This is a genomic window from Lacticaseibacillus yichunensis (assembly GCF_003946405.1).
Taxonomy (GTDB): Bacteria; Bacillota; Bacilli; order Lactobacillales; family Lactobacillaceae; genus Lacticaseibacillus; species Lacticaseibacillus yichunensis.
In genome coordinates, this window is record NZ_RHOG01000022.1 from 1 (window position 1) to 23,798 (window position 23,798).

Genomic DNA, 23,798 nt, shown 5'->3' on the forward strand with positions numbered 1-23,798 from the left:
CCTCTGCATTCATTATACGACAGTAACGGAACGGTTCCCATGAAAACAAGGCACTTACAAATATTCAGTATCCACTATAAAGGCGAAGTCACACAGGCTCGGAATTGAATTTCAGCCACCCATGACGAACGAGTACGATTCAGATGGCACACAGTCTAGTGAGACGATCCTGAAGGTCGTCAGGGGACAGAAACTCACCCCAGAAGACGTTCTTAGGGCGCATGGATACGACCCAGAACAATGGCGTATTTCAAATGCGACTTCCAACTATTGGAAGCAGACGCCCGAGGCAACCCTGTATCAGAGTAAGATTCGGCTGGCACCAAAGGGCGGACTACAGCCCAAGGAACTGTCGGTGATGCTCAATGAAGATGTCACACCGATCAGAGTAACTAATATCAAAGCGGGACGCCATAACTTGGTGATTCCGCTTTTTGATTTACACTTCGGTATCACGACATTGGAGATGTTAAGGCCCAGGCTTAACGATCTGATTGAGATTATTGGGCGAGGCTACAAGCACGTTGTCATTGAGTTAGGCGGCGACTTGCTTCATTCCGACTTCATGGCGACTACCCAGACGGTCAAAGGCACTCAGCTTGACCACGCGGACACCGTAAAGGCGTGGAGCGAGGCCAAACAGTTTATTGGTGCAATCATACAGGCGTGTCTGCAAAACGCCGCACACGTCTCAATACGAGCAATTGGGGGAAATCATGATTTTGACATGCAATGGGCATTCGTTGATGGCCTGAGTGATCGCTATCCGCAAGTTAGTGTATACAATACCATTGAGTATCGGCAAGCGTTCAGACTTGATCACGTTGGCATTATGATGGCCCACGGCGATACGGCGCTGCGCAAGTTGCCAATGCTATTTGCAACAGAGCATTCAGACATATGGGCAAATTCTACATGGCGCGAGGTACATTACGGCCATTTCCATCATGAGGTAGTCGACGACGATAGTGGTGTGATTCTTAGACAGATGGGCACACCCAAGCCGTCAGACAACTACGAGAAGAAGAACGGCTACACCATGAGCCATAAGTCGTGGAAGGTGTTTGAATACGATGAGAGCAGATTGCGGGTGACGTACGATGTCTAATCGTATGATCCGAACTGACTACGGCTACGTCAGCGGCATAGAGCGATCAATCATTGAGAAACTATCGAGGGAAGAGAAACACATGCACGCAATCATTTATACCAAACCAAACTGTGCCAAGTGTCGCATGACATCCAACCTGCTGTCTCGTGCCATGCCAGTCCAAACAATCATGGCTGACGAACAAGACTATGCACGTTTCCGCAAGCAAGGCTACAAGTCTATGCCAGTCGTTACCGTGTACAAGCCAGATGGCACGCGCGATCAATGGTGCGACATGAGGACAGACAAGATCAACCAATACAAGGAGGCTGACTAACATGTACTACTTCGTACTACTGCTGACGCTGATCTTCGTGCTGGCCAAGCTGTTCGGCTTGATCGCATGGAGTTGGTTACTGGTGTTCGTGCCGCTGATTGCTTGGATCATCTGGATAGTATTCTGGATCGGACTAATTGTCGTCACCGGATTACATGAGGAGTGACGGCCATGCCCATGCAAAAGCTGTCCTTCATCAATGGTAAGCCAACGCTTGTGCCAGTCAACCAACGCACGCGGCAATCATCCGACCGCCAATATAATCAGCGTAGGGCGGACGCCGACAGCGATTACCTGAGCTTCTATCACTCCGCTGCGTGGCTGCATACTCGCAAGCAAGTGCTGATGCGCGACAACTACCTTTGCCAGCGATGTGGATTGGAAGCCACGCTGGTTGACCACGTCATCCCCAGCGAAGACGATTGGGAAGACAGACTGAACGTGGACAATCTGGAGGCCCTTTGCAAAGACTGCCACTACTGGAAGACACGCAGGGAGAATGCTAAGCGGAAGAAGGGAGAGCGACGTGCGATGCGCATCAATGTCATTGCTGGTTATCCCGCAAGTGGGAAGACAACATATGTGAGAGATCATTGTGGAAGTCATGACTTGATCTATGACTATGATGCGCTGATGGCGGCGCTCACTGGACAACCGGCGCACACTCACAATATAAACGCCCATGACTATGTGCAACTCATCTATGAGATGATGCTTCGTAAGCTCAAGGCAGAGCAGACATTCGACAATGTGTGGATCATCCTGACTTATCCAGACGACAAGCTCGACAGTCTGCTGGTGAACAGAGATGTTCATCACATTCGATTGACAACATCAAGAGAGATTTGCGTTGCGCGTTTGCGGGAACAAGGACGACTCGATGCGATGGAAGCAATCAACAAGGTTGACCAACTTTTGGCCGACGGAAAGTTTGCCGGCTATTCGGCGGGTGGGGATACCCCCCTCGGTTTTGTCGGGGGTTAGGTCTGTTCGGTCTCTTGAACGGCCGTCCTATTTTTCTCGTCCCATTTTCTATCCATTTTATAGGCTAAAGTGGAGTGCTGCACCCTATTTATGAAAAAGGGGGTGACGTGGTATGGCAGGAAAATATAAAGTTTTGAGCCAAAGCAAGGGCAATCTGACTAAGCTCCAGCAGGAAGCCAAGGTACAAGCGGAGTTCCTGGCGGCAGACGGATTGCCGGAATTGCAGAAGACGCCACCAAGTCATCTCGACCCCCTGGCGAAGCAAGAATATCGCCGCATAGTGGAGAGCATTGGCCAACTTCCGCTGCGAAACCTCGACCGTGGGGAGCTGGAGAATTATTGCACGTGGTATTCGGTATATAAAAACACATCAACGCGGATGAAGCAGGCCATGGCGGTGGGGGATGAAGAGCAATACTTTGCTTATGTGGGTATCCTGAACAAGGCGACCGCCGCAATTAAAGGATTAGCGAGTGACCTCGGTTTATCCGTGAACAGCCGCATGGCAATGAATATGCCTAAGACTGAGGAACAGAAACGGAAGTCACTCAAGGAGGTGTTCGGATGACATTCAAAGACCCGTTGCCGTCATTTGTGGGGCGGGTGCTGAGTGGGGAGCTGCTGACATCGAAGGCAGTCCTTCAAGCCGTCCAACGCCACAAAGAAGACTTGAAACGGACCGACTGGCGTTGGATCTATGACGCCGAGTTGGCTGGCAAGGCCGTCGCATTCATGGAGATGCTGCCCGAGCCTAAGACTGGCAAGCCGACACCGCTCGCGCCGTTCCAGAAGTTCATCATTGGCAGCTTATATGGCTGGGTAGACAAGGACGACAACACCGTGCGCCGGTTCACTGACGCGTTTATTTCTATGGCTCGGAAAAACGGGAAGAGTTTGCTCATTTCTGGCGTCATCACCTATGAGTTTCTGTTCGGCAAAAATCCTGAGCGCAAGCGGCAACTATACACCGCCGCGAACGACCGCAAGCAGGCCGGCATCGTGTTCGGCATGGTCAAGGACCGCATCAAAGCGTTGTGCCGCAAAGATTCTGATATTAATCAGATGGTTAAGATCACTCGCGATGAGATCGTTAATCTCGACGATGGCTCGATTATCCGCTCATTCTCGCGTGACGCTGGCCTGGTCGATGGCTATGAGCCACACGTTGCCGTTGTGGATGAATATGCCAACGCCAAGACAACCGATATGCTCGAGACGCTCGCGTCTGGCCAACTGTTGTTGCCTAGTTACCTCACGTTCATCATCTCCACCGCTGGGTTTGACATGAACGTGCCCATGTACACGCAGAATTATCCCTATGCGAAGAAGGTGCTGGCTGGGGATGAGACAAACGACCGCTACTTTGCGTTTATCGCGGAGATGGACGGCATCGAAGAGGTCGATGACCCTGTGCTATGGATCAAAGCAAACCCGTTGCTGGACGTCCCCGCGTTGCATGACCAGATAACCGATTATCTAACTGGCAGGCTCAAGGCCGCTCGCGCTGATGGCACAATTAACTCAAAGCTAATCAAAAATTGGAACATCTGGCGGCAAGCAACCGAAGACAGCTATATCGACACCGAAGTCTGGAGTAACTCACAAGGCGATGCGCCAAGCATCCACGGTGCACGTGCGTGGCTCGGCATTGACGTTGGCCGCGTGGGCGATTTGTTCGCCATCACGTGGCTCATCCCACAAGAGGGCAGTTGGTGGCTCGACGGTTATGCATTCGTTGGTAGCCGCGATGGCATCGACAACAAGCAGAAGACTGACCGCATCGACTACATCGGCGCGGCAAACGCTGGTGAAGCAGAGGTGTCAACGCTGGAGTCTGGCATTATCGACAACGACCGCGTTTATGAGTGGCTCGCAGGCTTCATCGAAGACAATGAGCTTGACGTTCAAGGAATTATGTATGATCCGTATCAATTTGGCCCATTGCTGACCATGATTGAGAAGAATCATCCCGAGTGGCCAATGGTCGAAGTTAGGCAGGGCACACTCACACTGTCCATGCCGACCAAGCAATTCAGAATGGACTTAATCTCTGGCAAGATAAAGCACTCCGCAAACCGCATCATGCGTGCGGCCGCAATGAATGCCGTGCTGATGAGTGACAACAACGGTGTGCGCATCAACAAGAACCGCTACACGAACAAGATTGACATGCTGGACGCGGCGCTGGATGCCTACGCCGTGGCATTCCGCACTGACATTGATGATTATCTGGACGATGACCGCGTGTTTAGCGATGACTTCGGCTTCTAGGGGGATGAATAATGGCAAATTTAATCAAATTAATCGTCCTAAACGCGCCGGCAATCGTCCTGATTGCTGGTTTTTTATTGCTCGCGGCGGCAGGCTTTTCGGTGAGTTTGACAGTGGGGTTGGCCGTTTCTGGCCTATTGATGGTCATTTTGGCCGTTATCTTGATGATTCCTGACGGGAAAGGAGGTGATTAATTGAGACTATTTAGAAGTTTGGACTATGCAACTGATGCAGACCCAAATTGGGCTGGCTCACTGCTTGCAGATGGGACACTGCCGTCATTCCGTGGTGGTTATGTGGGCATCAGTGCGCTTCGCAACAGTGACGTGCTGACCGCCGTGTCCATCATTGCGGGGGATGTGGCACGGTTCCCCATGATTGTGGAAGACAAGGCAAAAGAGACCATCGTGCCGCTCGAAAATGTCGAATATCTGCTGAACACAAAGGTCAATGGCCGGCTATCTGCTTATCAGTGGCGCTTTGCGATGACTGTGAACGCCATTTTGACCGGCAACTCATATTCCCGCATCGTGCGCGACCCGCTGACCAATGAACCGTCAATGCTCGAGTTTTATGCGCCGTCGCAGACTGAGGTCGACACAACAGACCCGAATCACGTTGTCTATCGCTTCACGCCATATAACAGCGGATACACCATCGTTTGTCAGCAAGAAGACGTTCTTCATTGGAAGTTCTTCAGCTATGACACATTCACTGGCCGTTCGCCGCTTCTATCGCTCGGCGATGAGATTAAACTGCAAGAGCAGGGCATTGGGACGCTCAAGTCATTCTTTGGCGGGGGCCTCAAGGGGTCAGTGCTCAAGGCTAAAGGCAAGTTGTCTGCTGATGCTCGCAAGAAGATGCGTGAAGACTTTGAACGCGCCCAATCTGGAGCCGCCTCGGGTGCACCAGTGGTGGTAGATGACACCGTGGAGTATCAACCGCTCGAAGTGGACACCAGCGTGCTGAACCTCATCACATCGAACAATTATTCCACCTCACAGATTGCAAAAGCCTTGCGCGTGCCAGCTTATCGACTGGCGCAAAACAGCCCGAACCAGTCCGTTAAGCAGTTGTCTGATGACTACATCGTCAACGATATGCCGTTCTATTTTGAGCCAATCACCACCGAGGCCGAGATGAAGCTGCTTGATGATGAGCAGCGACACAAATTCAAGATTGAGTTTGACACGTCCAAGGTGTCGGGGCCGAGCGTGCAAGACGTGGCGTCAATGAAGACCAACGGCATCATCGTCGGTAACGAGGCGCGCCAGAAGCTCGGCATGAAGTCGATTGATAACCCCGACATGAATCGGCTCGAGAGCAATCTCAACACTATTTGGCTCGACCAACGTGCAGCCTATCAAGCCGCTAAGGCGGCAACGAAAGGAGGTGATGCACATGAAGGAAATTCGCATGATGACAACGCCGATTGAGCTGCGTGATGCCGAAGAAGGCAAATCGCAGGCCATCACCGGCTATGCGCTGAAGTTTAATCGTCAATCTGACCCGCTCGGCTACGGCGACTATCGGTTCCGCGAGACCATCGACCCGCACGCACTCGACAATGCCGACCTGTCTAACGTGGTTGCGTTGTTTAACCATGACCAGTCGCAAGTGTTAGGCCGCACGGGCATTAATCTCACATTGACCGTGGATGAAGTTGGCTTGCGTTATGAGCTGACACCGCTTGACACGCAGCTTAGCCACGATCTGGTGGAGAATATCCGCTCCGGTGTTGTCTCGCAGTCCAGCTTCGCTTTCACAATCCCAGATGACACCGACGCTGACAAGTGGACACGTGACGGGGATGCTGAGGCACCTTATAACCGGCTCATCCGGTCAATCGACCACATTTATGACGTGTCTCCGGTGACTACGCCAGCCTATCCTGACACAGAGGTCAAGGTGGGTGCACGATCACTCGAAGAGATCAACAAACTTGACCAGCCGCCGAAGTGGCAAGAAGACCGCGATGCACTGGTCAAGCAGTTAAAACGTGAACAAATCACTGAAGGCCTATAAAGGGGCCTTTTTTAATTAGGAGGAAACAAGTATGACTTTAGACGAAAAGCTCGCCGCACTGCGTAAACAGCTCGACGAAAAGCGGGCGGCACTGCCTGCTATGAAGGAAGAAGTGCGCTCGTTGGCTGAAAAGGCCGAGAGCGAAGAAGATTTTAAGGCGGCACAAGACAAGCGTTCTGCTGTCGAAGCCGCAGAGAAGGAAATTAATGACATGGAAGGCAAGCGCTCTTTGTACGAAATGGCGCTAAAGGGTGAACAAGTACCGGCGAAGGTGGCACCAGCGACTGAAGACCGCCGTAAGGAAGTTAATGACTTCATCCGCGCAAAGGACTTGAGCAAGTCTATGACTATTAGTCTGCGTGAAGACGCCGTTGTGTCCGAGACAGCAGCTGACAATGGCATCAAGTCTGCGGACAATACGCTGACTATTCCCATTGCCCAAACTTATGTGCCACAACGCGAACTTGAGACCGTTAGCGACCTCAAGCCATTCACGCACGTAATCGCGGCAAAAACAGCTAGCGGCACATATCCAATTCTGAAAAATGTGGATGGCGTGCTTCACGAAGTTGCTGAGCTGGAAAAAAATCCGGCACTGGCCAAGCCAGAATTCTCCAAAGTTGACTGGAAGATTGGCACCTATCGTGGCTCCATTCCTATCTCTCAGGAAGACATCGACGACAGTGCCGCTGACTTAGTTGGCATCGTTGCCGAAAATGGCCGCCAGTTGAAGCGAAGCACCGCCAATAGTGTCATTTTGGCAGCATTCAAGACGCTCACCGCGAAGACAGTCTCCACCGTTGATGACCTCAAGCATATCATTAACATCGACCTCGACCCGGCTTATAACCGCGCATTGATCGCATCTCAGACTTTCTACAACTTCTTGGACACCATCAAGGATGGCAACGGCCGTCATCTGCTGCACGATGACATCACCAGCGCTTCCGGCAAGTCTATCTTGGGGATGCCAGTTGTTGTTGTGTCTGACAAGTCCTTTGGTGCTGGCAATGCGTTCTTGGGTGATGTCAGCCGCGCCATTCTGTTCGCTGACCGGGCCGATCTCGACATTCAGTGGGTGGACAATGATGTCTATGGCAAGTACCTGCGCGCTGGGATGCGGTTTGGCGTTGCGGTTGCTGACAAGAATGCCGGTTTCTTCTTGACCTATGTTGACCCAAAAGCGTAACGCCGTCCGAGAATGACGGCGGCGACACCACCACAACTCCGGATACGTTCGACCCCGCTGGCAGTGTGAAGCCGACTGACGCCCAGACCGTGGCCGACATCACGGCGTGGCTTGACGCCCAAGGCATCGACCACACCGGCAAGACGCTGAAGGCTGACCTGTTGGCACTTGTGCCGGCTGAATAAGGAGGCGCGCCATGGCTGAACAACTGAACACCGATCCACTGACCGAAGACCAATTTGCGGTGCTGAAAATGTACTGCAAGGTCGACAACACGGTGGAGGACGACCTGCTGATGCAACTTGTCCATGATGCTGGATCAGAGATTGCCACGGCCATCCGCTTCGGCTCAACGCCGGAAGACTTCCTGACACCCACCGCCACCCGCGACCGTTTTTTTGCGGCCATGATGCGGCAAGTGAAGGAAGAATACGATTATCGCGGCGAAGGCGCCGAGGTGATGCGTTATCCCCTGCTAACGCCGGTCGCTGGCATCGTGAACCAGCTTCGCACTGAAACGGGTGATGCAGATGCGAACGACTAATATGCGAGAACGCATTACCTTTGTGTCACTTACACCGGCCGAGGTGAATGGCGTCATCGTGCCGGACAACCCGACTGACCAGATGACTGTGTGGGCGGAGGTACCCAAGGTTCCGTTGCGTGAGGCGAACGATCCGCAAACGACACTCGGCGTGCGGACAGAGAAGCCGACATTCATCATCCGCTTCTTGACTGACAGTAACATCGACCCATCGTGGTGTATCCGGTGGCATGGCGTGCTATATGACATCACGGGACTTGACCCGGATTATCAGCGGCGCGACATCACCACCATCACCACGGCGAAGAGGAAGGTGAAGCCCCGTGTCAGTTAAGACGACTGGAATTGATGAGTTGCAGGCTAAACTGCTGGCGCTCGACCTAGGCATCCAAGCAAATGCGCGCAAGGCCGTGAAGGACGGTGCCGAGGTGTTTGCTAAGGCACTGTCCGAGAATACGCCGGAATACACGGACGGCCCTGGCGCTGATGCTGTCCATTTAGCCGACCACGTGGCGCTGGGCGCGGTGACGGACAAGACTGGCGACATCTCTGTGGACGTTGGCTATGACAAAGAGACGGGCGGATATGCGCACTTCCCAAACTCAGGGACAAGCAAGCAATCCCCACAACACTTTATTGAGGCCACCGAAGAGAAAACGCGCGATGCTGTGATTGCAGCAATGCTCAAGCATCTGGAGGTGTGACATGAACGAATTCACAGTTAAATCCATTCTGGGCGCACTCAAAGAGACTCTCGATGAGATGCGCGGGCAACCATTGGGCAACAGCTTGTCTGGCATCTTCACCACGACGCCGCCATATGACGAGCTTCAGACCACGCCGGATGAGATGGCACCGTTTATGCGGGTGACCATGTTGCCTGGGGACGCTGCCGATTATGCGGACGATGCGCGCGTCGCTGAATATCCACGTGTCCAAGTTGATGCCTGGCTTCCCGTGACCACTGATTATGCTGACCTACAAAGCCAGATCTACGCGGTGATGCACGCGGCAGGCTGGGAACGCGACTACAAGGACGCCTACGTGGATGTCGACACGCCGAGTCTGCGGATGATCATTGGTTATTACGAATATCAAGGACTGCCGCTGGGGTAGTCCTTTTTTAATATAAAGGAGAACGAAATGACAAAAGTTAAATTTGGTGTTTCCCACGCCGAATACGGGGTCGTTAAAGGTGACCTTGTTGCGGACGAGACCAAGAAGTTGCCTGGCATGACCAGCGCAACGCTGGAAATTACTGCTGAGGTTAAGACGCTCGCGGCTGATGACGGCCCATATGTGACCGTTTCTGGCGGCATCAGCGAAGCCAAGCTGTCGCTGGAAAACTACGACATTGGCCCCGATGCGCAGAAGGACTTCTACGGCATTGAGACCGTGGGCGGCGTTGCCCTCTATAACAAGAGCCTTGTGCCGAACGACATTGCCTTCTTGCTTAAGACTCGCGATGAAGAAGGCAAAGGAATCTGGGTCGCCGTCCTCAAGGCTAAGTTCACTTTGCCTGGTATTGACGTCAAGACGGTTGACGGCACGCCTGACCCGACTGCCGACAAGATCGAAGGCACTGCGGCCCCACGTGGTGACTCCGACACCGGCAACATGATCTTGATTGGCCGCGAGTCCGATCCAGACTTCAACTTCGAGCAGTTCCACAAGTGCGTGTTTCCGAAGACTTCTGACGAAGCTGAGATTACTGTGACGCCTGCTAGCGGCGTTCAAGGCTAATCACTGACAGTTTGTCGCCTGTGAAATAAACAGTACTGCGAGCCGGCAGGGCGGCGCTTAGGAGGAAAACATGGCATACGAAATCGAACTTGAGATTGATGGCAAACTGAATAAATTTGTCCGCAACGATGAACCACATTTGCGCGACATCAACAACGCAACCAAACTCCAACGCAATTGGCTTCAGCAAATGTCGCGCGACGACGGCGCAACTAACCAAGACATCGACGAGGAAGAGCAATTGCTCGCGAAGTTTGCGGTCGACTTCTTCCACGGGCAATTCACCAAGGATGAAGTCATCGACGGCGCGACTAAGGACGCGGTGAACAACATCTATGTCACCGTTAGCGGCATTCTGGCAGCCGGGCAGGAAGAACCGTCGGGTGACGCCGAACCAAAAAAATCACCACGGCGGACGTCGACAAAGCCCTCCGCCAGCTTGACCGATTCTACAACGCTCGCCGCGAAGAAGGCTACACATTAGCTGACGTGGACGAGATGACGCTGGATGATATGGCGCGTTTCTCCGAGCTGAACAAGCTCATTGGCACTAAGGAGCAAGAGCCGGTTCTCGAGACCACCATTGACAAGGCGTTTCCATTTTTATTCGCAGGGAAAGGAGGTAAATAATGTCAGGAAACTTGGGACATATTGCGTCCACGATTAGTCTGAATATCGACCCGTTCCAGGCGTCTGCAAAGGCGCTCGGCTCGACCATTAAGGCCACGCAAGCCGAATTGAAGGCCCTCGATGCCACGTCTAAAGGCAATGAGACGACCGTCAACGGGATGAAGGCATCCTATGAAGCAACTGCGCGCCAGATGAAGAATTACGAGGCACAGCTCGCTCGGCAAAAAGCCACCTATGACAAGCTGTCCGGCGCGACCGCCAAGACTGACAAAGAGCAGCAGACGCTCAACGCTCGCACGGCTAACGCTGCCAGTGCCTACAATAAGACGTCCGCACAGATAGAAGCACTCCGCAACAAGATGAACACACTGAACAAGTCCATCTTGCTTCAGCAGTCTGGTTGGACTAAGGCTGGCGAAGGCCTGGAGAAATTCTCCACGCTATCTGGCAAGATCGGCAACGGCCTGACAAACGTTGGCTCGAAGCTGACCATGGGTGTCACAGCACCGATCGTTGCGGGACTGGGCACAGCAGTCAAGTCTGCCATCAGCTTCAGCTCGCAGATTGACGCCATTGGGCCGCTGCTGACAAACGGCGCGGCCGTTACAAAGAAATATCGCGACTCTCTCGACCAAATGTCGGCGTCAAGCCTCAAGTGGGCTGGACAATACGGAATCTCCACTGATGAGATCAATGACGCGCTGTCTGAGATGGTCAAGCGTGGCTTCAGTGCAAATCAAGTGCTCGGCTCGATGCCGTCCATTCTTGACGCGACAGTGGCCTCTGGTGAGCCCCTGGAAGACGTCATGCAAGCCACCGCGTCCATCATGGAGCAGTTTGGCCTGAAGTCTAACACCACGGCTGGCCAATTGAAGAACACGCAGGCCGTCACGGATGAGCTGACCTATGCAGCCAACGCTACTGCTGCCGGCTTTGGTGATATGTCACTAGCCATGAGCTATGTTGGCCCTGTCGCTAAGTCTGTTGGCATGAGTGTCTCAGACACGGCGGCGGCTGTCGGTGAGCTGTCTAACCAGGGAATTGAGGGCCAGAAGGCCGGCACTAACTTACGTGGCATTCTGACCGCGCTCATCAATCCATCTGGTGCGGTCGCGCAGAAGATTAAGTCCCTCGGCATGGACGCTGGTTATCTCAAAAAGAATGCGGGTGATATGCCGAAGATTATCGAATACTTCACGGCATCACTTGCTGGCATGACCAAGCAACAGAAGGCCTCCGCACTGGCGGCCATCTTCGGCCGGCAGAACCAAGCAGCGTTTAGCGCGATGATGGCGGCTGGGACGACCACGCTTCGCAACCTCACTAAAGAGACTGAGAATAGCGCCGGCGCCACAAAGAAGGTTGCTGACCAGCTCAATGACACGCAGGCGAACAAGGTCAAGCGATTCCAGCAGTCAATCAAGGCACTGGGCATCTCGTTTGGTCAACAGTTGCTTCCTACACTCGCACCGATCGTGGACGATGCGACCAAACTCATTCAGAAGTTCTCCGCGATGGACGCACAGACGCAGAAGAGCATCATCAAGTGGGCACTGCTTGCCGCCGCCGCTGGCCCTGTTGCTGGCGCACTCGGCAAGGTGATGAAGGTGACCAGTGGTGTCACGGGCGGGCTTGCTAAGACCGCCTTGGGCATTGGACGTGCAGTAACTGCCGCTAAAGCCGGCGGCACTGGCATGGAAGTTCTTAAGTCAGCATTCTCGAAGACCGCGCTCGAAGCCGTCAAGGCCGGTGGCGCGATGGAGACTGCTGCGGGCGGTGGCACAAGCCTTGTAGCATCACTCGCGCCAGCCGTGCCGGTAGTGTCTGCACTCGCAGTCGCCGTTGGTGCCGGCATTGCCGTGTGGGAGCTATGGGGAAAGGAAGCCGTAGCCTCTGCACAGCGCACGCAGAAGTGGGGTTCCGACATCGGAGCGTCCGCATCTAAGGCGGCCGGTTCGATGCAACAAGCCTCCGGTCAAATCAGCGGCGCGCTTGACAACACGAACCAGTCCACGCAGACGAACGCCAAGCAAATCGCGGCTGGCTTCGATGCTATGACTAAAGCGGCGCAGAAGGCCTCTGATGAGTCTGCTAAAGCGGCAAAGAAGCTGGCGGCGACACTCGGCGGCGACTCCGCAGACCAATTGCTCGCGGCAACAGCTAAAGAAGAGGCGGCTGACAAAAAACGCATTGCGCAACTGCAGTCTAACGCTGCCAAAGCTAAGGCCATCACAGCGGCGGCCGCTAAAGGTCAAGAGGCGCTGACTGCTGACCAGCTTCAAATCATCAAGAACCTTCAACAGGACAGCGCGACCGAAGCCGTGAAGTCTCTGTCACTGGGTGGTAAAGCGGAAAACAACGTCATCAAAGCCGTGCTCGGTCAGCGTACAAACATGACCAAGGAGCAGGCGGCGGAGCAGTTGCAAGAAGTCCACACCGCTCAAATGCAGGAGATCAAAGAATATGGCAACAAGCAACGCGAGATCAATGACAACGACCAGCTAACCACCAAACAACGCAATGCGGCGCTGGCTGGCCTTGAGAATGACTTGCAGTCTAAGTTGAAGTCCATTCGCCTCGGCGCCATTCAAGCGATGAAGCAGCAGGGCATGAGCCAAGACGAGATTATCAAGAACCTCTATGATAATTTTGGCTTCTACAACGGCGCGGCTGAAGACCTACTGACTGAATATCAGCAGAACATGTCCAAGACGGTCGTCAGCAACAAACAGTTTGCGGCCTCCATTACTAACGACATGGACGCCGCGACTAAGAAGGCTGGCAACGATTGGAACAAGCTGGTGCTCGACCCGAAGACTGGCAAAGTCAAGACTAACCTCGATGAGGTACTGACAAAAACGGCATCCACCAAGAAGGGATGGGCGGCGCTGGAGTTTGACCTCAAGAACGCTAAAATCACCAGCAACGCCAAGCAAACTATCGTGGAAGCGATGGCCGCCAGCAAGCAATGGAAGACAATGCCTGACTGGGAGAAGAATGCGGTCATTCGGATGCAAGGCCGTAGTGAGCTTGCTGACGTCATGGAGAAGTTCAAGAGCTGGAACAAGCTGACACTCAAAGAGCAACGGGCAATCGTTAACGGCGACTACACCGCGCTTGCCGACAGTCTCATCAAGGCCGGCGATTGGAATAAGATGACGATCGATGAAAAGCAGGCCGTTGTGAACGACAGGGCCACGCCGCCACTGATTGACTCGTTAATCCAAGGCAAGAAGTGGAACAGCCTCACATGGACTGAGAAAAAGGCCATCGTTGATGCTAAGGGTGCCGCTGATGTGGGCTTGCTATATCTCAAATATGGTCAGTTCGCAAAGCTCGATGACACGACGAAAAAGGCCGTGTTCAAGGACGAAGGCTTCTTGAAGCAGGTCGCCAACGACTCCATCAAATATCACAACTTTGCCACCTTGCCTGATAGCATCAAGAAAGCGCTGATGAATGACAAGGACTTGCGGCAGAAGTTAATTGATTCCGGCCAGCTTGTGGATGACTTCAATAAAAACCATAACCCGACGGAAAAAAAGCCGACTGCTGACACCGGAATCTTCAATCACAAGATGCTGAAAGCAACTGACAATACGAACAAATTCAAGAAGCAGGACGTGGGCAAGACCAAGATGCCAACCGCTGCCGACCACGCATCGCCTGACATCAACCGCGCAACTAAGGCCGCGAAGGCATGGCAAGGTCAAGGCATGGGAAGCACTAAGACAGCTAAGGGTAAGGATAACGCATCCAGCGCGCTGACAGCCGCAAAGAAATCATGGACGGCATTTGGCGGCAACGAGACCATCACCAAGACGTTTAACTTTGTGGCGAATATATCAGATAAAATTCGCAAGCTGCTCCATCTCAAAAACGGCACAACAAACTTCGCTGGCGGCCTTGCGATGGTCAACGATGCGCCCGGCCAGACTTATCGTGAAGCCATCATCCACAAGGCAACCAACACGGTAAGTTATTTTGAGGACCGAAACGTCATCACACCGCTGGCCAAAGGTGATGCAGTCGTTCCTGCCGCTAAAGCCGCGGCGCTCTACAACATTCCGCAGTTTGCCAATGGCACGCCAAACTATTCGGCCACGATCAACGAGATAAATGCGATGCAGATGACCACCGGCAACTCAACGCCAACCGTTAACGTAGCGGCCACGGACAACTCGGCTGTAGTCGCTGGCCTGAGCACACTCGCCATCTTGCTGAAGCAACTGCTCGACAAGGATATCGACATCTATATGGACAAAAAACGAGTTGCGGCGGTAATCAATCCTGAACTGGTAAAAATCAATCAACGGAACGAAAGCGTTAAGAAGAGGGGGATGGGAATTGTATGATCTCGTTTAAGTTTAACGATTATGATTTTTCAAAATTAGTTGTTGTCGAGACGCTGTCCATGCCGTTTCTCAGTAAGGAAGCGACGTTGACACCAGTCGGACGCGCAGACGGCTCGTTGTTCAATTATTCGCGGCACCTAGCGAACAAGATTGAACTGGGCTGTCACCTCGTGTCTGACCTATCTCGTACAAACGTAGCACATACACGTGACGCTATCCTGGCACAGCTTGACACAGACGCGCCGGCGCGACTGGTTTTCTCAAACGACCCGTCGCGCTATTTTAGTGCTATTTTTGACGGCGACCAAACTTATGAAGCTCGCTATGCAAACTTCACAGACATCACACTGACGTTCACCGGTCCTGATGGCTTGGCCCACGCTGTTACGCCAAAGACATTCACATCACCAACTGATACAACGGTGGTGAAGAATGTGGGCACAGCGAAGGCGTGGCCGGTGCTTGAAGCACAAATGCAAAGCGACAATGGCTTTGTTGGCTTCATCAATCCGAACACGGGTGGAGTGCTTCAGTTTGGAAAATTGGAAGAAGTCGATAAGATACCAGCGCCAAGCTCGGATAAGGCCATTGCGTTTAGTATGGAGACTAAGCCCGCCGGCGCTACCGAAAACACAGGCTTCATGCAATACGCCTACAACCTCAACGACACCAGCACACCCAACAAGTTTGATGGCGCAATGGTTTACGGCAATCTCAACGGGGACAAGAACTCGGCCTCACCTGGTTTCATTGCTCAGGACTGGGGTGCTTGTTGGCTAGGCCCATCGCTCCACGCCGACATCGTTGGCAATTATGATGACGATCAGACCGGTTCCTTTAACTTCTCGAACCGGTACCGTATTCCAACGGTCACAACACGGATGTTCCGTATTGAGACCACACTTGAGAGCGCCGGATACGGTGTGATGACGTGCATTCTGCGGTCGTCCACGATCAAAAAGAACGACGCATGGATGGATATGAATGTGAACGGCCGTCAGGTCAAGTCAGTTAGTATCAATCTCAAGAAGTTGCCACTAGACTTCTGTGAGCTTGAGATGCAGCGGCGTGGCGACACGGCAACGTTCATCCTGAACACAGTCAAATCTGGAACCACCCTTCAAATTGGCGGCATGTCCGTAAAGTACTCATTTTCGATTGAGGATTTCGGTCAGGTTCCAATCGATGCAATGACCGTCTGGTTCTCCGGCTACCGGAGCGTAGATTACTTCCCGATGGGTGTGTTCTGGTCGAACTGTTCTTTCACTTGGATAAACGCTGCGGCCGACATCGATATTCCGAATACGTTTTCAGCTGGGGACGTTCTGACTGTCGACACCGGCACCCATTCTGTAATGCTTAACGGTGCGCCAAGCTCGCTGTTCACCATCGGCAATCAATGGGACAAGTTTGGGATCACTGAACCGGAAACAGATATTCAGACGGTTGTCTCTGACTGGGCCACTCAGCCTGTCACTATTATCACGTTGGAGGAGGCGTTCGATTAATGGACTTTTACTTTTTTGACCGAAGTTTTGGCTATCTCGGCACCGCCACCACTGACGATACGCCGGGTACTGTCAAATTCGGCAACGATCAAGACGTACAAAGCGTTGAAATATCCAAACGAGTGCTGACGGCGACACTTTTTTTTGATTCTAGCCAATCCGATGACGTCGCGACTATGGCCGCCGGTGGCAACTTCTTACTATACAAAGATAACGATGGCGAAAGCGTGTTTATGGAAATCACGCACACCGAGCGGAGCCCGAAAGAGGGTACTCAGACTATTCAAGCGGAAGACGCCGGTATCGACCTGATCGATGAGACCGTGGGCGCCTACGCTGCGGACGATGCCTACACCATTGACTTCTATCTGGACGAGTTTACTTCTGATTCGGGCTGGTCGATTGGGGCCAATGAGATTCCTAACACTGCACTCAAGCTCACATTCGACACCGAAGATGAAACCGCTCTGGCACGTATCCTCGAAGTAGCCGAGGGATTTGGCGTTGAGCTGAGCTTCAGCTTTACGTTTGTCGATGGCGTGCTAACGAAGTTCATCGACATTCACAAGAAACGGGGGTCAGATACTGATGCCGAGCTAATCCGCGATTTCAATGTTGATGATCTGATCACAACTACTGACATTACCGGACTCTTTACCAGTGTCAAAGCAAAGGCTGACACGCATGGCACTAACGATAAACCGATCACCTTGAAGGGCCACACGTGGCAGTCGTCTGATGGCCGTTATGTCCTGGGGTCCGATGGTATCTTGCGAGACACTGAGGCTGTAAAGCTCTGGAGTCGTGGACTGTATACGCCCGGGTTGAGTGCCGACGCGCACCACCTCCAGCGCGTTAAGACATACACGACGGGGATTGAGTCGGACATTAGCTACTCTCAGTACCCAGAGGAGATTGAGAGCAAGTCCAAGGACATCACCGCGCAGAAAAAGAAAATCACCAGCGCGAACACGCAGATTGCTAACCAGCAGAAGTACATCGCTAACAAGAACATGTACATCTCGCAGTGCAACGCCCGCATCAAGACTTACCAAGCACGAATTACTCAGTACAACGCGGACATCGCCAAGCTGAAGACTGAGTCGCAGACAGCTACAGTGGTCAAGTCAATTGCCTCAAAGCAGAAGTCGATCACTAACAACAACCGGTACATCCCCAACCAGAAGACCTATATTGCCAACGCCAACACTGCCATCAAGGGCTATAACAAGAAGATCGCCGAGTACAAGGCGGACATCGTAAAGTACAACAAGCAGATTTCCACTGACAACGCGGATATCGCTTCGATGAACGCAGGGTCTGCTAAGCTACTGAGCAAGGTGCAAAGTAAGTTGCTTAACTTGGCACTGGCTGACCTCAAGGCGCACAATACGCCAGCCGTCTCATATGAGATTGAGGGCGCTGTGCTGCCTGATGGTGTACGCGTAGGCGATCGGGTGCACTTAGCCGACCCCGAAGAAGGCCAGTACATCGAGACACGGCTTCTAACGCTGACGCATTCTTATTCGATGGGCACGGTTGACGCGACATTTGGCGAGTTTGTGAAGGAACAGTCGGGTATCAGTCCTGAGCTGCAGGCCATTGCGGACACACTGCGAGCGACTATCAAGCAGACGTATACGTGGATCCGCTACGCCGATGATGACCAGGGCACTGGCATCAGTCCACTGGCGGCGGGCAAAGCGTACATCGCGATGAAGCCGAACCAAACGGACGCGGTGCCGAGCGACGATCCCGCCGACTATGTGGGACTGTGGCAAAAGGTCACTGGCGACCCCGGTAAGGACGGCGGGCAGGGGACACCTGGGACGCCGGGGGCTGACGGTAAGACGTCGTACATTCACACAGCCTGGGCGGATAGCGTGGACGGCACGGCCAACTTCTCGACCAGCGAAGCTGGTAATCGTCTTTACATTGGCACCGTGACAGACTTCACGGAGGCTGACCCGACAGACCCGACCGCCTACACTTGGCAGTACGTCAAGGGTGAAGTCGGACACACTGGCGCAGATGGCCAAGACGGGAAGGATGGGCTGACCAGTTACTTACACACCGCGTACGCACAGAATTCGACCGGCACGCTGGGGTTCTCCACTACCAGCGCCACTGGTGCGACATATATTGGTGTTTACTCCGACCAGACAGCGGCCGATAGTACGGTTGCCAGCAAGTACACCTGGATGCAGGCGCAGGGGCCAGCAGGCAAGGACATCACTAGTTTTGCCAAAGGTACCGCCCTTCCGTCTACAGTTGGTCCTGCAAACAGTCAATTTTGGCTCACAAATGCAGACGGCCAAGCTACGGCGGTCTATGTCAGCAATGGTACTTCCTGGGTAGCAACGCCGATAACAGCTTCTATGATTGTCGCCGCCACTTTTAAGGGCATGAATTTTGAGGGGGTCACGTTCACTGGCTCGAGCTTTTCCACCAGCAATTCTTATAAGGCGGATGGATCGGACACTTTCACGAGCGGAGCTACGATCACCAATACCCAGACCCTAGACAGCCACGGCTACAAGTCCTTGACTAAGGGCGCCATCATGGGGAGCACCGTTGCGGGCAGCTACACTGGGACCACGACCATTGATAACGCCGGACGCCTCATTGCAAGATCTGACTTCTCCAGCGGTGACTGGTCTGAGATGCGCGTGGACCCTGTCAATTCCTCATTCACCGCCACCAACAGTTTTGGCCAGCTCGGTCAGCTGGGTGCCTGGGATCTACAAGCCCTCAACGATTCTGGCAAATTGCTATGGCAGGGCGGTATGTGGATGCTGGAGACTCAATCTATTACACCTTCCAAGCCGCTTAGCGACTGTCTCAACGGCTGGATCATCCTATGGTCTCGCTACACCAATGGAGCAACAAGTGACGCGCAGTTCGTGGCGTCGTTTGTGCCCAAGTACTACGCACAAATGTACTCGGGCAAAGGGATGAACTTCCCACTATCCACATTCTCAACGAATAAAACGGTCACAAAGATGTTGCTGATCACCGACACGAAAATCACCGGACACGCGACAAACGGGGTTGATCCACAAAACGAGTTTGCGCTGCGTGCGGTGCTGGCAAACTAGGAGGCGAAGCTATGCAAGTTAGATTGGACACGGACGCAGAGGGCTATATCAACGGCTGGACGGGCGCGGAGTTTGCCGATGAGGGAGACACGATTGTCGAGGTTGATACGGACGCCATCGTCATCGGCGCAACAAAGCTGGTCGATGGGACGCTGAAGATAGATGAGGCAAAGCAAGCTGAGCTATACGCGCCAAAGCCGACTACTGAGCAGCAATTGATTGCCTCATTAAGTTTGCGTCTAGCGCAATTGGAGGCGAAGTCATGAGCAACTATGACCAGTGTGTACTATTTAACAGCTGGGGGATTGACCTAGCGCCATACGTGCCAGCGATGATAACGGCTGATGAGTACAAGCAGATAACCGGTAATGACTACGCCGCTGGGGCAAACGCCTAGCGGTATTTTTGTGGAAGGAAGTGAGAAAGTGACATTTTTGGGATACACGATTGGTGACTGGGCGGAGTTCATATCAGTCATCGGGGTGGGTGTGAGCGCAGGCAGTTGGCTGTTCAAAAAGATTGCCTTAGACCCATTGCGTTCTGATATTCAAGTGCTTTCAGAGACGATTAATCGTCAGCTCAAGCTGCACGAACAGTCACTGGCAGATTTGGGACAACATCTGAGGACACACGATGACGAGCTCGGTAGCCATTCGGTTAGAATCACTCGATTAGAAGACCATGTAGGCATTAAAGGAGAAGATAACCATGAAGATTAATTGGAAAGTACGAGTATTGAGCGTCAAATTCTGGCTGGCCCTAGTGCCGGCTATTTTATTGCTTGCGCAAGCTGTGGCTGCGCCTTTTGGATACAAGTGGGACTTCGCCAATCTTGGTACACAGCTGACTGGCATCGTCAACGCTGTATTCGCGGTGCTGTCAATTCTTGGGGTTGTGACTGATCCGACGACCGCGGGCGTGTCCGACAGCTCTCAGGCTTTGACCTACACCACACCAAAGAAGGGGGACGGTAGCAATGGTCAAGTATGACAGTACCTATGCGCTGGCGACTAACGCTGGCAGCTCGGCGAAGGCGGCCACGCAGTATATCATCCTGCATGACACTGGCAACGCCAACAACACCGGCACCAACAGCGCCGTGAACGAGGCCGTCTACATGAAGTCCCACTGGCAGTATGCCTATACACACGCCATTGCTGGGTGGGACCGTGTTTATCTGATCGGCGAGCCTGGTTACGTAGCATATGGGGCTGGAAGTCCGGCAAACGAACAAAGCCCGTTTCAGATCGAGCTTGCCCGCTACGCTGATCACGATAAGGCCATCGCGGCCTATCAGAACTGGATCGCGGCGGCCGTCTACTACGCAGACAAGTACGGCATCCCACGGACACTTGACGGCTCAGGTAACGGCATCAAGTCGCACAAGTGGGTGAGTGACAATCTTTGGGGTGACCACCAAGACCCATACGCTTACCTAACCAGCATTGGCATCAGCAAGACGCAGCTCGCGGCTGACTTAAAGGCGGGCAAGGCCGCCAGTAAAACTGCCGCGCCAAAGTTCGACATGAAGGACTATTGGACAGTGGCGGAGCTGGAAGCGCGCAACTCAGGGCTGGCGGAGATCATCGCAAAAAACGTCTACGCATACACGGACTACACTTTCGCGAAGAAGATCGGACGACTGCCAAAGGGCACACGACTGTATGCGACAGCGGTGTCGAAGACAAAGCTCGGCTATCCGTATCTCAAGACGACGGTCGGCTGTATCAGCGGCAACAAGAACGTCGTGAAGCTGATTGCGGCGGAAAAGAAGAAGTGACCCACGGCCTCACCCTTTGCGGGGTGGGGCTTATTTTTGTGCGACGAGCTACAGAAACTCATCGACCAGCGGAGAAGTGAGCTGTAAATTTAGCTTGGAACGTTATATTATTGCCCATATCGTGCCCTCATTTATTTACAATTGGGTTCAATTTAGAACAGTGACAAGTTTTGAAATGCCGGGAAATGGCCTTTTTGATAGATAACAATACCTAAATTTAGTCCAGGGTCGTATCCATGGAAATGGACGGCTCGGTCGGGTAAGTGCCACATCGCTGGGTTAGATTCCGCGGCCGAGATTGGGTGCGAGGCAAGCCATTGAAAAACCGGAATGATCGTTGTTCCGGTTTTTTTACTACGCCCGAAGATAGATGGGTGTCAAGCTTTTGGAAAAGCAAGTGGTGAGCGCGGACATTTATGAACACGGGCTAGAATGATGGAAAACTAAGCAACCTGTTTTCACGTCTTCTGCAGCTGAAGGGCGCTGTCGTTTTTCGATGTGAATGGGAGAAGTCGGTTCTCCGAACTCAGCAATAAGCAATCATGAATAAAGTGCTACCCGCATTTTTTCCCGTTTTACAATGGGCTTCAACCCGAATGTCGGGTGGACCTGCGCACCCTTTTGAAATGCTATAATGGAACGCGAAAGGCAGGTGGGCACGGTGGCAGAAGATCTGAATGAGTTTATCAAGGCGAAGGCATTGGGCCTGTCGACGATCAAGCCAGATGAAAAACGCGAATTCCTTGGCAATTTTCGCGAGCGGGTGGCGATGGCGGTCACCATCGGCCAGCTGCACGATCCCCGCATTTTTGACCTGCTCGACGAGGTGCTTACGCGGTATCCGCAATACCGCATCTATCTTAATGGCCTGATGAACCAGGCCCTGATCACCCAATATATGCAACAAGCGCTGGCGCATGATTATCCGTTCACCATCATGGCCCAGCCGGGGATGCGGGTGAAAAAGACGCCGCTGGTCAACGATTTTGGCTGGGTCCTTGCCCATCCGACCGAAAAGATCAGCCGGCCGATCTTGCTATGACAGAAGGAGGCTCTTATGGCAACTGAACAAGAGGCCGTGCAAACGGTCAAAGACGCGATGCAGACGCTTCGACAACAATTGCTCGATGGCAAGGTCTTCAAACACCTGCCAGATGCGCTGGGGGAGATCTACAACGCCCGGCCGTCTTTCCAGGAGACGCCGTTCACCACGCCGGATGATGATATGCGCGCGCTTGCGCGAATTTCGTCGATCAGCAAGCGCATCAAGGGAAGCAACGATCCCAAGATCAGCGATGAAGAGTTAAGTTTTCTGATGGATCACCTGGCGAGCCTCAGTCCTGCGGTGCGAGACAAAGGCGTCTTTTTCCTGATGGGCGATCTGTTTCAGGCGGATGCCTTCACTGTTGCCCAGATCGATTGGCTGGCCACGTATCTCCAACGACCCGATGTGCTGTTTGCACACATTCTCGAGCCGCAAAATGACGCGGTCTTTCTGCGCAGTTTTGCGGTGATGTTGCTGTCCGGCCTCGTGTATGCGGACAGCCGCTATCACGTGCTGTCGGCCGAAGCGCATGAGGCGCTCACGCTGAATTTTGCCACCTACATCATCCTCGAGCGCGATGGGCGCGGCTATGTCGATCCGCAGGGGTGGGCGCACGCGTACACACATATCGGCAACCTCGCCGATGAGCTGAGTCAGGTCAAGGTGCTGAGCCGCGGGCACAAGCTCTTCCTGATGGCCACGGTGCTGGAAGGCTGGCAGCGCATGGATGATGCCCTGGTCTTCGGTGAGGATCAGCGCATCGCAGGCTACTTGACCAACTTGGCAGTGAAGCATCAGTTTTACGCGGAGTCGCTCGTGATGTGCTTAACGAGTTGGCAAAAACGTGTGACGACCATGCGGCCACGCGAATCGGAGGCGTTTTGGAACCGCTGGTACAACCGTTTGCGCTTGCTGGAGGCGCTGATCATCCGCTCTGACATGCCAAAGGGTGTCATTGACTATTTACAAAAAATAATCGACGTCTATTAATTTCATCTGACTACGTGAAAATTTCCGCAACCGCATCTGATTGATTGATGTGGTTTTTTATATTCTGTTATCTTTGCATCGGGACGCCAGCTTATAAATTTTTTTGTTTGCTTAGACTTCAATGATACGCGCCCGAAAAAACTAGCCAAAACTCATACTCGTCAGTATAATATTGTTATGGAAAAGAGCGTAGGGAACGCGCCTGCCTG

At 53.1% G+C, this 23,798-nt stretch carries 26 protein-coding genes and 1 pseudogene; all 27 read left to right on the plus strand.

What is annotated here, in order from left to right; genetic code table 11:
• Positions 1 to 121: 121 nt before the first annotated feature.
• The 27 genes and pseudogenes from EKM95_RS07490 to EKM95_RS07615 all read left to right on the plus strand — a co-directional run bounded on the left by EKM95_RS07490 (position 122) and on the right by EKM95_RS07615 (position 23,589).
• Positions 122 to 1,108 carry a metallophosphoesterase family protein gene (locus tag EKM95_RS07490; protein WP_164510124.1) on the plus strand — a complete coding sequence of 329 codons (987 nt, stop codon included), beginning with the start codon at positions 122 to 124 and terminating at the stop codon, positions 1,106 to 1,108.
• On the plus strand, positions 1,101 to 1,427 hold the full coding sequence (locus EKM95_RS07495) for a thioredoxin domain-containing protein (protein WP_125697229.1): 327 nt from the start codon (positions 1,101 to 1,103) through the stop codon (positions 1,425 to 1,427). Before EKM95_RS07490 ends, EKM95_RS07495 begins: the two co-directional genes overlap by 8 nt.
• A 1-nt stretch (position 1,428) precedes the next feature.
• Positions 1,429 to 1,593, plus strand: a complete 165-nt coding sequence (locus EKM95_RS11655) for a hypothetical protein (RefSeq protein ID WP_164510125.1) — start codon at positions 1,429 to 1,431, stop codon at positions 1,591 to 1,593.
• 5 nt (positions 1,594 to 1,598) lie between these two features.
• Positions 1,599 to 2,411: an HNH endonuclease gene (locus EKM95_RS07500; RefSeq protein ID WP_125697230.1), complete on the plus strand. Its 813-nt coding sequence runs from the start codon at positions 1,599 to 1,601 to the stop codon at positions 2,409 to 2,411.
• 112 nt (positions 2,412 to 2,523) lie between these two features.
• Complete coding sequence (locus tag EKM95_RS07505) at positions 2,524 to 2,979, plus strand: P27 family phage terminase small subunit (RefSeq protein WP_125697231.1); 456 nt, start codon at positions 2,524 to 2,526, stop codon at positions 2,977 to 2,979.
• Positions 2,976 to 4,682 carry a terminase large subunit gene (locus tag EKM95_RS07510; protein WP_125697232.1) on the plus strand — a complete coding sequence of 569 codons (1,707 nt, stop codon included), beginning with the start codon at positions 2,976 to 2,978 and terminating at the stop codon, positions 4,680 to 4,682. Before EKM95_RS07505 ends, EKM95_RS07510 begins: the two co-directional genes overlap by 4 nt.
• 11 nt (positions 4,683 to 4,693) lie before the next feature.
• Entirely contained in the window at positions 4,694 to 4,876 is a 183-nt protein-coding gene (locus tag EKM95_RS07515) for a hypothetical protein (RefSeq protein WP_125697233.1), read from the plus strand.
• Positions 4,877 to 6,118: a phage portal protein gene (locus EKM95_RS07520; RefSeq protein WP_125697234.1), complete on the plus strand. Its 1,242-nt coding sequence runs from the start codon at positions 4,877 to 4,879 to the stop codon at positions 6,116 to 6,118.
• Entirely contained in the window at positions 6,084 to 6,707 is a 624-nt protein-coding gene (locus EKM95_RS07525; RefSeq protein WP_225423227.1) for an HK97 family phage prohead protease, read from the plus strand. Before EKM95_RS07520 ends, EKM95_RS07525 begins: the two co-directional genes overlap by 35 nt.
• 31 nt (positions 6,708 to 6,738) lie before the next feature.
• Positions 6,739 to 7,896 carry a phage major capsid protein gene (locus EKM95_RS07530; RefSeq protein ID WP_125697235.1) on the plus strand — a complete coding sequence of 386 codons (1,158 nt, stop codon included), beginning with the start codon at positions 6,739 to 6,741 and terminating at the stop codon, positions 7,894 to 7,896.
• Between the two features lie 196 nt (positions 7,897 to 8,092).
• Positions 8,093 to 8,440 (plus strand): head-tail connector protein, encoded by a 348-nt coding sequence (locus tag EKM95_RS07540; RefSeq protein WP_125697236.1) that lies wholly within the window; start codon positions 8,093 to 8,095, stop codon positions 8,438 to 8,440.
• A 1-nt stretch (position 8,441) separates the two neighbouring features.
• Positions 8,442 to 8,774: a phage head completion protein gene (locus EKM95_RS07545; protein WP_225423229.1), complete on the plus strand. Its 333-nt coding sequence runs from the start codon at positions 8,442 to 8,444 to the stop codon at positions 8,772 to 8,774.
• On the plus strand, positions 8,764 to 9,144 hold the full coding sequence (locus EKM95_RS07550; protein ID WP_125697238.1) for an HK97-gp10 family putative phage morphogenesis protein: 381 nt from the start codon (positions 8,764 to 8,766) through the stop codon (positions 9,142 to 9,144). Before EKM95_RS07545 ends, EKM95_RS07550 begins: the two co-directional genes overlap by 11 nt.
• A gap of 1 nt (position 9,145) precedes the next feature.
• Complete coding sequence (locus tag EKM95_RS07555; RefSeq protein WP_125697239.1) at positions 9,146 to 9,556, plus strand: phage tail protein; 411 nt, start codon at positions 9,146 to 9,148, stop codon at positions 9,554 to 9,556.
• 27 nt (positions 9,557 to 9,583) lie between these two features.
• Positions 9,584 to 10,183 (plus strand): major tail protein, encoded by a 600-nt coding sequence (locus EKM95_RS07560; RefSeq protein WP_125697240.1) that lies wholly within the window; start codon positions 9,584 to 9,586, stop codon positions 10,181 to 10,183.
• Between the two features lie 70 nt (positions 10,184 to 10,253).
• Complete coding sequence (gene gpG, locus EKM95_RS07565; protein ID WP_125697241.1) at positions 10,254 to 10,667, plus strand: phage tail assembly chaperone G; 414 nt, start codon at positions 10,254 to 10,256, stop codon at positions 10,665 to 10,667.
• A 5-nt stretch (positions 10,668 to 10,672) separates the two neighbouring features.
• Entirely contained in the window at positions 10,673 to 10,813 is a 141-nt protein-coding gene (locus EKM95_RS11660) for a hypothetical protein (protein WP_164510123.1), read from the plus strand.
• Complete coding sequence (locus tag EKM95_RS07570) at positions 10,813 to 15,168, plus strand: phage tail tape measure protein (RefSeq protein WP_125697242.1); 4,356 nt, start codon at positions 10,813 to 10,815, stop codon at positions 15,166 to 15,168. The genes EKM95_RS11660 and EKM95_RS07570 overlap by 1 nt, the downstream gene beginning before the upstream one ends.
• On the plus strand, positions 15,165 to 16,676 hold the full coding sequence (locus EKM95_RS07575) for a distal tail protein Dit (RefSeq protein ID WP_125697243.1): 1,512 nt from the start codon (positions 15,165 to 15,167) through the stop codon (positions 16,674 to 16,676). The genes EKM95_RS07570 and EKM95_RS07575 overlap by 4 nt, the downstream gene beginning before the upstream one ends.
• A complete protein-coding gene (locus tag EKM95_RS07580; RefSeq protein ID WP_125697244.1) occupies positions 16,676 to 19,774 on the plus strand; it encodes a phage tail protein in 3,099 nt (1,032 codons plus the stop codon). The genes EKM95_RS07575 and EKM95_RS07580 overlap by 1 nt, the downstream gene beginning before the upstream one ends.
• Positions 19,775 to 19,785: 11 nt before the next feature.
• Positions 19,786 to 20,040 (plus strand): hypothetical protein, encoded by a 255-nt coding sequence (locus EKM95_RS07585; RefSeq protein ID WP_125697245.1) that lies wholly within the window; start codon positions 19,786 to 19,788, stop codon positions 20,038 to 20,040.
• Between the two features lie 65 nt (positions 20,041 to 20,105).
• Complete coding sequence (locus tag EKM95_RS11925) at positions 20,106 to 20,171, plus strand: XkdX family protein (protein WP_263852819.1); 66 nt, start codon at positions 20,106 to 20,108, stop codon at positions 20,169 to 20,171.
• A 28-nt stretch (positions 20,172 to 20,199) separates the two neighbouring features.
• The gene (locus tag EKM95_RS07595) at positions 20,200 to 20,493 is read left to right on the plus strand and encodes a hypothetical protein (protein ID WP_125697275.1); all 294 of its coding nucleotides are present in this window, start codon (positions 20,200 to 20,202) and stop codon (positions 20,491 to 20,493) included.
• A pseudogene (locus EKM95_RS07600) lies at positions 20,483 to 20,722 on the plus strand (phage holin); the annotation flags it as partial. The gene EKM95_RS07595 and the pseudogene EKM95_RS07600, both read left to right, overlap by 11 nt.
• Before the next feature lie 28 nt (positions 20,723 to 20,750).
• On the plus strand, positions 20,751 to 21,554 hold the full coding sequence (locus EKM95_RS07605) for an N-acetylmuramoyl-L-alanine amidase (protein WP_125697248.1): 804 nt from the start codon (positions 20,751 to 20,753) through the stop codon (positions 21,552 to 21,554).
• 661 nt (positions 21,555 to 22,215) lie between these two features.
• Positions 22,216 to 22,596, plus strand: a complete 381-nt coding sequence (locus tag EKM95_RS07610; RefSeq protein WP_125697249.1) for a DUF1694 domain-containing protein — start codon at positions 22,216 to 22,218, stop codon at positions 22,594 to 22,596.
• Positions 22,597 to 22,611: 15 nt separating this feature from the next.
• Entirely contained in the window at positions 22,612 to 23,589 is a 978-nt protein-coding gene (locus EKM95_RS07615) for a DUF2785 domain-containing protein (protein ID WP_125697250.1), read from the plus strand.
• Positions 23,590 to 23,798: the final 209 nt, after the last annotated feature.